This is a genomic window from Enterobacter sp. R-1.6.2, from assembly GCF_035064085.1.
In the GTDB taxonomy this organism is placed as follows: domain Bacteria; phylum Pseudomonadota; class Gammaproteobacteria; order Enterobacterales; family Enterobacteriaceae; genus Enterobacter; species Enterobacter asburiae_B.
In genome coordinates, this window is record NZ_JASEYI010000004.1 from 295,723 (window position 1) to 307,969 (window position 12,247).

Annotated in this window: 9 protein-coding genes; 7 read left to right on the plus strand and 2 right to left on the minus strand. The window is 54.9% G+C overall.

The features are described 5' to 3' along the window. The 7 genes from rarA to QMN93_RS07070 all read left to right on the plus strand — a co-directional run bounded on the left by rarA (position 1) and on the right by QMN93_RS07070 (position 8,946). Positions 1-1,344 carry a replication-associated recombination protein RarA gene (gene rarA, locus QMN93_RS07040; protein ID WP_033145084.1) on the plus strand — a complete coding sequence of 448 codons (1,344 nt, stop codon included), beginning with the start codon at positions 1-3 and terminating at the stop codon, positions 1,342-1,344. A gap of 92 nt (positions 1,345-1,436) precedes the next feature. Further along, entirely contained in the window at positions 1,437-2,729 is a 1,293-nt protein-coding gene (gene serS / locus QMN93_RS07045; RefSeq protein ID WP_064672211.1) for a serine--tRNA ligase, read from the plus strand. A 211-nt stretch (positions 2,730-2,940) separates the two neighbouring features. Next, on the plus strand, positions 2,941-5,385 hold the full coding sequence (dmsA, locus tag QMN93_RS07050; RefSeq protein WP_182383246.1) for a dimethylsulfoxide reductase subunit A: 2,445 nt from the start codon (positions 2,941-2,943) through the stop codon (positions 5,383-5,385). A gap of 10 nt (positions 5,386-5,395) precedes the next feature. Beyond that, the gene (locus QMN93_RS07055) at positions 5,396-6,013 is read left to right on the plus strand and encodes a DMSO/selenate family reductase complex B subunit (RefSeq protein ID WP_021240882.1); all 618 of its coding nucleotides are present in this window, start codon (positions 5,396-5,398) and stop codon (positions 6,011-6,013) included. 1 nt (position 6,014) lies between these two features. Then, positions 6,015-6,878 carry a dimethyl sulfoxide reductase anchor subunit family protein gene (locus tag QMN93_RS07060; protein WP_182383247.1) on the plus strand — a complete coding sequence of 288 codons (864 nt, stop codon included), beginning with the start codon at positions 6,015-6,017 and terminating at the stop codon, positions 6,876-6,878. Positions 6,879-7,152: 274 nt separating this feature from the next. Beyond that, positions 7,153-8,301: an MFS transporter gene (locus tag QMN93_RS07065; protein WP_033145087.1), complete on the plus strand. Its 1,149-nt coding sequence runs from the start codon at positions 7,153-7,155 to the stop codon at positions 8,299-8,301. Between the two features lie 123 nt (positions 8,302-8,424). Beyond that, positions 8,425-8,946, plus strand: a complete 522-nt coding sequence (locus tag QMN93_RS07070; protein WP_023310990.1) for an anti-virulence regulator CigR family protein — start codon at positions 8,425-8,427, stop codon at positions 8,944-8,946. A gap of 35 nt (positions 8,947-8,981) precedes the next feature. Here QMN93_RS07070 and pflA read toward each other — a convergent pair whose 3' ends face one another. After that, positions 8,982-9,722, minus strand: coding sequence for a pyruvate formate lyase 1-activating protein (gene pflA, locus QMN93_RS07075; protein WP_023310991.1), 741 nt, complete (start codon positions 9,720-9,722; stop codon positions 8,982-8,984). A gap of 204 nt (positions 9,723-9,926) precedes the next feature. Further along, a complete protein-coding gene (pflB, locus tag QMN93_RS07080) occupies positions 9,927-12,209 on the minus strand; it encodes a formate C-acetyltransferase (RefSeq protein WP_033145088.1) in 2,283 nt (760 codons plus the stop codon). Positions 12,210-12,247 lie beyond the last annotated feature (38 nt).

The following is a 12,247-nucleotide window of genomic DNA, read 5'->3' on the forward strand; positions in this document are numbered from 1 at the left end:
GTGGGCAATCTGTCGCTCGATTTTTCAGATAACGCGTTTCAACCTCTGGCCGCCCGTATGCGGCCAGAAAATTTAGCGCAGTACATCGGCCAGCAACATCTGCTGGCTGCCGGTAAGCCATTGCCGCGCGCCATTGAGGCCGGGCATCTTCACTCCATGATCCTCTGGGGACCCCCTGGTACCGGCAAGACCACGCTTGCAGAAGTGATCGCCCGCTATGCCAACGCGGACGTTGAACGTATCTCGGCGGTCACCTCCGGCGTGAAAGAGATCCGTGAGGCGATCGAGCGTGCGCGGCAGAACCGCAATGCCGGGCGGCGTACCATCCTCTTCGTGGACGAAGTCCACCGCTTCAACAAGAGCCAGCAGGATGCCTTCCTGCCGCATATTGAAGACGGCACGATCTTCTTCATCGGTGCGACCACCGAAAACCCGTCGTTTGAACTGAACTCGGCGCTGCTTTCCCGCGCGCGCGTTTACCTGCTCAAATCGCTCACCACCGAGGATATCGAAAAGGTTCTCACCCAGGCGATGGACGACAAAGCGCGCGGCTACGGCGGACAGGATATCGTTCTGCCTGACGACACGCGTCGTGCGATTGCCGAGCTGGTCAACGGTGATGCGCGGCGTGCGCTGAATACGCTGGAAATGATGGCCGATATGGCCGAAATCGACGATGCCGGGAAGCGGGTGCTGAAACCGGAACTGCTCACCGAAATTGCGGGCGAACGCAGCGCGCGTTTCGATAACAAAGGCGACCGTTTTTACGACCTGATCTCGGCGCTGCATAAGTCCGTGCGCGGCAGCGCGCCGGATGCGGCGCTTTACTGGTACGCGCGCATTATCACTGCGGGCGGCGATCCTTTGTATGTCGCGCGTCGCTGTCTGGCGATTGCGTCAGAAGATGTCGGCAATGCCGATCCTCGCGCCATGCAGGTTGCGCTGTCGGCCTGGGACTGCTTCACCCGCGTTGGACCTGCGGAAGGCGAACGTGCCATTGCGCAGGCGATTGTTTATCTGGCCTGCGCGCCGAAAAGCAATGCGGTTTATACCGCCTTTAAAGCGGCGATGTCCGATGCGCGTGAACGTCCGGACTACGATGTGCCGGTTCACCTGCGTAACGCGCCGACCAAGCTGATGAAAGAGATGGGTTACGGGCAGGAGTATCGTTACGCTCATGATGAACCCAATGCCTACGCTGCCGGGGAGGAATATTTCCCGCAGGAGATGGCACAAACGCGCTATTATCACCCCACAAACAGAGGTCTTGAAGGCAAGATTGGTGAAAAGCTCACCTGGCTCGCCGGACAGGATCAAAATAGCCCTATAAAACGCTACCGTTAGTTCAATCGTTGCGGTAATGTTGGCAATGTATCCTTGTGGCCGCAGGCTGTGGTCACATTTTCCTATTTTAATTCGATAAGCACAGGATAAGCATGCTCGATCCCAATCTGCTGCGTAATGAGCCAGACGCAGTCGCTGAAAAACTGGCACGCCGGGGCTTTAAGCTGGATGTAGATAAGCTGCGCGCTCTCGAAGAGCGTCGTAAAGTTCTGCAGGTACAAACTGAAAATCTGCAGGCAGAGCGTAACTCTCGATCGAAATCCATCGGCCAGGCGAAAGCGCGCGGGGAAGATATTGAGCCATTACGCCTGGAAGTGAACAAACTGGGTGAAGAACTGGATCAGGCAAAAGCTGAGCTGGACGTTCTTCAGGCCGAGATTCGTGATATTGCCCTGGCTATCCCGAATATTCCTGACGACAGCGTGCCTGTCGGCAAAGATGAAAACGACAACGTTGAAGTGAAACGCTGGGGTACGCCTCGTGAGTTTGACTTCGAAGTGCGCGATCACGTGACGCTGGGCGAAATGCACGTGGGCCTGGACTTTGCGGCAGCGGTTAAGCTGACCGGCTCCCGTTTTGTGGTGATGAAAGGCCAGATTGCCCATCTGCACCGCGCGCTGGCGCAGTTCATGCTGGATCTGCACACCGAGCAGCATGGCTACAGCGAAACCTACGTGCCGTATCTGGTCAACCACGATACGCTGTACGGTACGGGCCAACTGCCGAAATTTGCCGGCGATCTGTTCCATACCCGTCCGCTGGACGAGGAAGCAGACAGCAGCAACTACGCGCTGATCCCAACCGCTGAAGTGCCGCTGACTAACCTCGTGCGTGATGAGATCATCGATGAAGACGACCTGCCAATTAAGCTGACGGCACACTCTCCGTGCTTTCGTTCTGAAGCAGGTTCTTACGGTCGCGACACGCGCGGTCTGATCCGTATGCACCAGTTCGACAAAGTTGAGATGGTGCAGATCGTCCGCCCTGAAGAGTCCATGGACGCGCTGGAAGAGATGACCGGTCACGCTGAGAAAGTGCTGGAGCTGCTGGGTCTGCCGTACCGTCGTATGGCCCTGTGCACCGGTGATATGGGCTTTGGCGCCTGCAAAACCTTCGATCTGGAAGTGTGGGTGCCTGCGCAGAACACCTACCGTGAAATCTCCTCCTGCTCTAACGTCTGGGATTTCCAGGCGCGTCGTATGCAGGCACGCTGCCGCAGCAAATCTGACAAGAAAACCCGTCTGGTGCATACCCTGAACGGTTCTGGTCTGGCTGTGGGCCGTACGCTGGTTGCCGTGCTGGAAAACTATCAGCAGGCAGACGGTCGTATTGAGATCCCTGAAGTGCTGCGCCCATACATGAAAGGCCAGCAGTACATCGGCTAATTCTTTGCCTCACAACAAAAAAGCGCCTTTGGGCGCTTTTTTTATGCCTCTGAATTGACACGACGCAATACCCCCTCCCTCTAAAGTAGTAATACTCCTCCGAATGAAAGTCAGCATAAAAAGCTGATTACGTAGAAATTCGTTGTATATAAAACTACATAGCGGTTTGCGCCGCCACTCTTTTCTTTGTGAGCAACCAAAGTGAGTCTCTATGAAAATCAACGCGCCTGAAGCATTTATGGCTGCCGAGGTCACTCGCCGTGGGTTGATGAAAACCACGGCGATAGGCGGCCTGGCCGTAGCCAGCAGCGCCTTCACGCTTCCTTTTACCCGACTGGCCTCAGCGGCGGATGCACTATCCCCAGCTTCAGCTCCGGAAAAAGTGGTGTGGAGTGCTTGTACCGTTAACTGCGGTAGCCGTTGTCCGCTGCGTATGCACGTGGTGGATGGCGAAATTAAATATGTCGAAACCGACAATACCGGGGATGATAACTATGAAGGGTTACATCAGGTTCGCGCCTGTTTGCGGGGCCGATCAATGCGTCGTCGCGTGTATAATCCGGACCGCCTGAAATATCCGATGAAGCGCGTCGGTAAGCGTGGCGAAGGGAAGTTCGAGCGGATTAGCTGGGATGAAGCCTACGACATTATCGCCACCAATATGCAGCGCCTTATCAAAGAGTACGGCAACGAATCCATCTACCTGAACTACGGCACCGGTACGCTCGGCGGTACGCTGACCCGCTCCTGGCCACCGGGTAAAACGCTGGTGGCACGTCTGATGAACTGCTGCGGTGGTTATCTTAATCACTATGGTGACTACTCATCGGCGCAGATTGCTGCGGGCCTGAACTACACCTACGGCGGCTGGGCGGACGGCAACAGCCCGTCCGATATCGAAAACAGTAAGTTGGTCGTCCTGTTCGGTAACAACCCGGGCGAAACCCGCATGAGCGGCGGCGGGGTAACCTATTACCTCGAACAGGCCCGCGCCAAATCCAATGCCCGCATGATCATTATCGATCCGCGCTATACCGACACCGGCGCCGGACGTGAAGACGAGTGGATCCCAATCCGTCCGGGTACCGATGCAGCGCTGGTCTCGGCGCTTGCGTGGGTAATGATCACAGAAAACCTCGTCGATCAGCCTTTCCTGGATAAATACTGCGTCGGCTATGACGAGAAAACCCTGCCAGCCAGCGCGCCTGCAAATGGCCATTACAAGGCCTATATTCTCGGGCAGGGCAGCGACGGCGTGGCGAAAACGCCCGAGTGGGCGTCCACCATCACCGGTATTCCGGCCGAGCGTATCGTTCAGCTGGCGCGTGAGATTGGCTCGGCCAAACCGGCCTACATCAGCCAGGGCTGGGGACCGCAGCGCCATGCGAACGGCGAAATCGCGACTCGCGCCATCTCCATGCTCTCCATTCTGACCGGCAACGTCGGTATTCACGGCGGTAACACCGGCGCGCGTGAAGGCTCGTATGAAGTACCGTTCGAACGCATGCCGACGCTGGATAACCCGGTTCAGACCAGCATCTCCATGTTTATGTGGACCGATGCGATCGAACGTGGTCCTGAAATGACCGCCCTGCGCGACGGCGTGCGCGGCAAGGACAAGCTGGACGTGCCGATCAAGATGATCTGGAACTATGCCGGTAACTGTCTCATCAACCAGCACTCCGAAATCAACCGCACCCATGAAATCCTGCAGGATGATAAGAAGTGCGAGATGATTGTGGTCATCGACTGCCACATGACCTCCTCGGCGAAATACGCCGATATCCTGCTGCCGGACTGCACCGCCTCTGAACAGATGGATTTCGCGCTGGACGCCTCCTGCGGCAACATGTCCTACGTGATCTTTACCGACCAGGCGATTAAACCGCGCTTCGAGTGCAAAACCATCTATGAGATGACCTCTGAGCTGGCGAAACGTCTTGGCGTTGAGCAGCAGTTTACCGAGGGGCGTACTCAGGAAGGTTGGATGCGCCATCTGCATGAACTCTCCCGTAAGGCGGTCCCTGACCTGCCGGATTTCGATACCTTCCGCAAGCAGGGTATGTACAAACAGCGCGATCCGGAAGGGCACCACGTGGCGTACAAAGCGTTCCGTGAAGACCCGCAGGCGAACCCGCTGACCACGCCGTCGGGCAAAATCGAAATCTACTCCGAAGAGCTGGCAAAAATCGCGTCGACCTGGGAGCTGCCGGAAGAGGACGTTATCGATCCGCTGCCGATCTACACGCCGGGTTTTGAAAACTATAACGATCCGCTGACGGCGAAATTCCCGCTGCAGCTGACCGGTTTCCACTACAAAGCGCGCGTTCACTCCACCTACGGCAATGTCGGAGTACTTAAGGCCGCCTGCCGTCAGGAGATGTGGATCAACCCGATGGATGCCAAAGCACGCGGCATCAGCAATGGCGATCGCGTGCGTATCTTCAACGGCCGCGGCGAGGTGCACATTGAAGCTAAGGTGACGCCGCGCATGATGCCAGGCGTGGTGGCGCTGGGGGAAGGGGCCTGGTACAGCCCTGATGCCAACCGCATAGACCAGGCGGGCAGTATTAACGTGCTGACCACGCAGCGTCCGTCGCCGCTGGCGAAGGGCAACCCATCCCACACAAACCTTGTCCAGGTTGAAAAGGTTTAAGGAGTAGCCGATGACAACCCAGTATGGATTTTTTATCGATTCCAGCCGTTGCACCGGGTGCAAAACCTGCGAGCTGGCCTGTAAAGATTACAAAGACCTGACCCCGGACGTCAGCTTCCGCCGTATTTACGAATACGCCGGGGGCGACTGGCAGGAAGATAACGGCGTCTGGCATCAGAACGTCTTTGCCTATTACCTGTCGATTGCCTGTAACCACTGTGAAGATCCGGCCTGCACAAAGGTCTGCCCGAGCGGAGCGATGCACAAGCGTGAAGACGGCTTTGTGGTGGTGGACGAAGATGTCTGCATCGGCTGCCGATACTGCCACATGGCGTGCCCGTACGGCGCGCCGCAGTACAACGCCGCCAAAGGTCATATGACCAAATGCGACGGTTGCCACACCCGCGTGGCGGATGGCAAAAAGCCGATTTGCGTCGAGTCCTGTCCGCTGCGCGCGCTGGACTTCGGTCCGATAGAAGAGCTGCGTCAAAAACACGGTCAGCTTGCCGCAGTGGCACCGCTGCCGTCTGCGCACTTCACGAAGCCGAGCATTGTGATTAAACCTAACGCCAACAGCCGTCCTACAGGTGACACCACCGGCTACCTGGCAAATCCGAAGGAGGTGTGAGATGGGAAGTGGATGGCATGAATGGCCGCTGATGATCTTCACGGTCTTTGGCCAGTGCGTGGCGGGCGGTTTCATTGTGCTCGCGCTGGCGCTGCTGAAGGGGAATCTCAACGCTGAACAGCAGCAGCGTTTAGTGTTGAGCATGTTTGGCCTGTGGGTGCTGATGGGAATTGGCTTTATCGCCTCTACGCTGCACCTGGGTTCGCCGATGCGCGCGTTTAACTCTCTGAACCGCGTAGGGGCATCGTCCCTCAGTAACGAGATAGCCAGCGGGGCAATTTTCTTTGCCGTCGGTGGGCTGGGCTGGCTGCTGGCCGCTTTGAAGAAATTGCCTGCGGGTCTGCGCAGCCTGTGGCTGATCGTGACCATGGTGCTGGGCGTGGTGTTCGTGTGGATGATGGTGCGCGTCTATAACACCATCGATACCGTTCCAACCTGGTACAGCGTCTGGACGCCGATGAGCTTCTTCCTGACGATGTTTATCGGCGGGCCGCTGCTGGGCTACCTGCTGCTGCGCGTGGCGGGCGTAGACGGGTGGGCAATGCGTTTGCTGCCGGCTGTTTCGATGCTGGCGCTGGTGGTGAGTGCGATGGTCGCTCTGATGCAGGGTGCCGAACTGGCAACCATTCACAGCTCTATCCAGCAGGCTTCTGCCCTGGTGCCGGACTACGGTTCTCTGATGGCCTGGCGCATCGTTCTGCTGGTCGCTGCGTTGGTATTCTGGATTGCTCCTCAGCTCAAAGGTTATCAGCCCGCGCTGCCGCTGCTGTCACTGGCCTTTGTGCTGGTCCTGGCGGGTGAACTGATTGGCCGCGGTGTGTTCTACGGGTTGCATATGACCGTAGGTATGGCTATCGCCAGTTAACGTTGCATTGAGTTATATCAAGCCGGGCCTGAGTGCCCGGCTTTTCTTTTTTCGATCATGAAATTTTTCGACTGTCGTTTTGTTTTAATTTCGCCCATTAATAAATAAAAACAGACACATAATTAATATCTATAGCAGGCGTGGCATTAGCAGGATAAGTTTTTTAAATCGACAGGGAACATATTGTGCGAGGCGGCTAAATCAGTGGATTGACTTTGGTTTTGCCAGTGGCATGATGCGCACGAAATCTGAACTTCCTCACGGTTTTTAATCCATGACCACCTATACCCGGCCAGTGCTTCTGTTGCTTTGTGGCCTGCTTCTGTTGACCCTGGCGATCGCAGTGTTAAATACGCTCGTCCCGCTATGGCTCGCCCATGAAAACTTACCGACCTGGCAGGTGGGTATGGTCAGCTCGTCCTTTTTTACCGGGAACCTGCTGGGTACGCTAATGACCGGGAGCCTGATTAAGCGCTTTGGCTTTAATCGCAGCTATTATCTGGCTTCGCTGATTTTCGCCGCCGGGTGTGCCGGGCTGGGCCTGATGGTCGGCTTCTGGAGCTGGATGGCATGGCGCTTTATCGCAGGCGTAGGCTGCGCGATGATTTGGGTGGTGGTTGAAAGCGCGCTGATGTGCAGCGGCACTTCGCGCAACCGTGGACGCCTGCTGGCAGCCTATATGATGGTTTATTACGTCGGCACCGTGCTGGGTCAACTGATGGTCAGCAAGCTGCCAACCGACCTGATGAGCGTTCTGCCGTGGGTAACGGGCATGGTGCTCGCCGCGATCCTGCCGCTGCTCTTCACGCGCATTGTGAACCAGAACAGCGAGCATCAGGAAGCGACCCACGTCTGGCCGATGCTCAGACTCCGCCAGGCGCGTCTGGGCGTTAACGGCTGCATTATCTCGGGGATTGTACTGGGCTCGCTCTATGGCCTGATGCCGCTCTATCTGAATCATCAGGGCGTCAGCGATTCTGGAATTGGCTTCTGGATGGCGGTGATGGTGAGTGCGGGGATCGTCGGGCAGTGGCCGATTGGCCGACTGGCGGATCGTTTCGGCCGTCTGCTGGTGCTGCGCGTTCAGGTCTTTGTGGTCATTATGGGATGCCTTGCCATGCTCAGCAACGCCGCGATGGCGCCTGCGCTGTTTATTCTCGGGGCGGCCGGCTTTACGCTCTATCCGGTCGCGATGGCCTGGGCCTGTGAGAAAGTTGAACATCACCAGCTGGTGGCAATGAACCAGGCGCTGTTACTGAGCTATACCATCGGCAGCTTATTAGGCCCGACGTTTACCGCGATGCTGATGCAGAATTACTCTGATAATTTATTGTTTATCATGATCGCCAGCGTATCGTTTATTTATCTCTTAATGCTGCTGCGCAAAGTGGGCGAACACCCAACGCCTGTGGCACATGCCTGATTAAATAAAAGCCTGTCGATGACAGGCTTTTTTGTCCCTGTCACAACTAAGAGTTTTACTTATTGTTTGTTTATTGCGCCAGGCGATAATTCATGTGAGTCCTACCACTATAAGGCAGCAATCATGTCTATTCGTCGTTTTTCCACTACCGCACTTGCCGTAGTGTTGTCTTTAACGTTTGCAACGGCTCCGGTCATGGCTAATCCTGGAAACGGGAATGGCGGTGGTCACGGAAACGGTGGCGGGCAAGGTAATGGCGGTAATCATGGTAACGGAAATTCTGGTAACCATGGCAATAAGCAAAATAACGGTCAGGATAACCCTGGAAAATCGGATAAAAGCTTTAAAAGCAGTAAAGATGTCGGTAACGATGTCGACGCTCGCGTGAGCTTCGATCATGCCCGCCATCTGGCGCTGAATTATGGCCTAACGGGCTATGACTCTCTGCCTCCGGGTATCGCGAAAAACCTGGCGCGCGGTAAGCCGTTGCCTCCGGGCATTGCGAAGAAAACCGTGCCGGCCTCAATGCTGGGTCAGCTTCCTTCCTACCCTGGCTATGAATGGCGCGTGGTCGGAGACGACCTGGTCTTAATTGCGCTGAGTACAGCCATTGTGACGTCCGTTATTAACGGCGTCTTTAAATAGAATATAAAAAGGCCCGGTTTTCACCGGGCTTTTCTTTAATACATCACCTTGTGGCCGTACTGTTCAAGAATACCTTTGACGCGTTCCATCGTCTCTTTTTTTGGCGGCTTCACGCCATCAAGTTTGTACTCTTCGCCCATCGCCACCCATTTATGTTTACCCAGCTCGTGATAGGGCAGAAGCTCGATTTTCTCGACGTTGCCCATGTCGCGGGTAAATTCCCCGAGGCGGTGCGCGGAGTCGTCGTCATCTGACCAGCCGGGAACCACCACGTAGCGGATCCAGGTTTTGATGCCTTTATCGGCAATGTATTTGGCAAATTCCAGCGTGCGGTGGTTTGAGACGCCAACGAGGTTCTGGTGGATCTCATCGTTCATCTGTTTAAGATCGAGCATCACCAGATCGGTCACTTCAAGCAGCTCGTCGATAACCGGATCGTAGCGGCGCACAAAGCCGTTGGTGTCGAGGCAGGTATGAATGCCTTCTTTATGGCAGGCGCGGAACCAGTCGCGGACAAATTCGGCCTGCAGAATGGCTTCACCGCCGGATGCGGTGACGCCGCCGCCGGACGCGTTCATAAAGTGGCGGTAGGTCACCACCTCTTTCATCAAGTCTTCAACGGTCACTTCTTTACCGCCGTGCGTATCCCAGGTGTCACGGTTATGGCAGTACAGGCAGCGCATCAGGCAGCCCTGGAAAAAGGTGATGAAACGGATACCCGGGCCATCGACGGTGCCACAGGATTCAAAGGAGTGAATGCGACCAATAATTGACATTGCGGTGATATCTCCAGCATCGGCCCGTCCGGGGCCTGAGTATGCACAGCTCAAAGCCGGCTGTGTTGAAGTCTGTTTTGGCTGATATCCATAGAGTATAGATAGCGGACAAAAGAGACTGAGGTGGAGAGGGTGCTAAAAAGGCCCCACTGACGTGGAGCCTTTATTGTACGCTTTTTAACGCGTGATTTCAGTCAATTCCACTTACATGGACTGAGTGAAAGTACGGGTGATAACGTCCTGCTGCTGTTCTTTAGTCAGGGAGTTAAAACGTACTGCGTAGCCAGATACGCGGATGGTCAGCTGAGGATATTTCTCAGGGTGTTCCATCGCGTCGAGCAGCATTTCACGGTTCATGACGTTCACGTTCAGGTGCTGACCACCTTCGATGGACGCTTCGTGGTGGAAGTAACCATCCATCAGACCCGCGAGGTTAGTTTTACGCACTTCGTCGTCTTTACCCAGCGCGTTTGGCACGATAGAGAAGGTGTAAGAGATACCATCTTTCGCGTAAGCAAACGGCAGTTTAGCAACGGAGGTCAGAGAGGCAACCGCACCTTTCTGGTCACGACCGTGCATTGGGTTAGCACCTGGGCCGAATGGCGCGCCAGCACGACGACCGTCTGGGGTGTTACCGGTTTTCTTACCATACACAACGTTAGAGGTGATGGTCAGAACAGACTGAGTCGGGATAGCGTTACGGTAAGTAGTCAGTTTCTGAATTTTCTTCATGAAACGTTCTACCAGGTCAACCGCCATGTCATCAACGCGAGAGTCGTTGTTACCAAACTGCGGATATTCACCTTCGATTTCGAAGTCTACAGCCAGGCCGTCTTCGTCACGAATTGGTTTAACTTTCGCATATTTGATTGCAGACAGGGAGTCAGCAGCAACGGACAGACCAGCGATACCACACGCCATGGTGCGGATAACGTCACGGTCGTGCAGCGCCATCAGAGAGGCTTCGTAGCTGTACTTGTCGTGCATGTAGTGGATAACGTTCAGCGCAGTGACGTACTGTTTAGCCAGCCAGTCCATGAAGTGATCCATACGTTCCATGACTTCGTCGAAGTTCAGAACGTCGCCTTTGATCGGCTCAGACTTAGGACCAACCTGCATTTTCAGTTTTTCATCAACGCCGCCGTTGATTGCGTACAGCATGGTTTTCGCCAGGTTTGCACGCGCACCGAAGAACTGCATTTGTTTACCAACAACCATTGGGCTTACGCAGCAAGCGATAGCGTAATCGTCGTTGTTGAAGTCCGGACGCATCAGGTCATCGTTCTCGTACTGCAGAGAAGAGGTATCGATGGACACTTTAGCCGCGAATTTCTTGAAGTTCAGAGGCAGTTTTTCAGACCACAGAACGGTGATGTTCGGCTCCGGAGAAGGACCCATGGTGTACAGGGTGTTCAGGAAGCGGAAGCTGTTTTTGGTTACCAGAGTACGGCCGTCAACGCCCATACCACCGATTGATTCTGTTGCCCAGATTGGGTCACCAGAGAACAGCTCATCGTATTCAGGAGTACGCAGGAAGCGAACCATACGCAGTTTCATGACCAGGTGGTCAATCATTTCCTGAGCGTCTTGCTCGGTGATTTTGCCTGCTTTGATGTCGCGTTCGATGTACGCATCCAGGAAGGTGGATACGCGACCGAAGGACATTGCTGCACCGTTCTGAGACTTAACAGCGGCAAGGTAGCCGAAGTAGGTCCACTGGATGGCTTCCTGAGCGTTGGTCGCAGGACCAGAGATATCGCAGCCATATTTAGCAGCCATCTCTTTGATCTGACCCAGCGCGCGGTGCTGTTCAGCGATTTCTTCACGCAGACGGATAGTCGCTTCCAGGTTTACGCCGTTTTCCAGGTCAGACTGCAGGGAAACAAACTGCGCGTACTTGTCTTTCATCAGGAAGTCGATACCGTACAGCGCAACGCGACGGTAGTCACCGATGATACGGCCACGGCCATACGCATCTGGCAGACCAGTCAGAACGCCAGATTTACGGCAGTTCAGGATGTCTTTGGTGTAAACATCGAATACGCCCTGGTTGTGGGTTTTGCGGTATTCGGTGAAGATTTTTTTCAGCATTGGGTCCAGCTCGCGGTTATACGCTTTGCAGGAACCTTCAACCATTTTGATACCACCGAACGGGATGATTGCGCGTTTCAGTGGTGCTTCAGTCTGCAGACCAACGATTTTCTCAAGGGCTTTGTTGATGTAGCCAGCATCGTGAGAAGTGATGGTGGAAGCAACGGAGGTGTCAAAATCAACTGGCGCGTGAGTGCGGTTTTCCAGTTTAACTCCTTCCATTACGCTGTCCCACAGCTTGGTGGTCGCGTCAGTTGCGCCAGCCAGGAAGGATTCGTCACCTTCATACGGGGTATAGTTTTTCTGAATGAAGTCACGTACGTTTACTTCATTCTGCCAGTCACCTTTCGCAAAACCTTCCCAGGCTGTGGCTAACTTTTCATTAAGCTCGGACATGTAACACCTACCTTCTTAAGTGGATTTTTTATTTACTG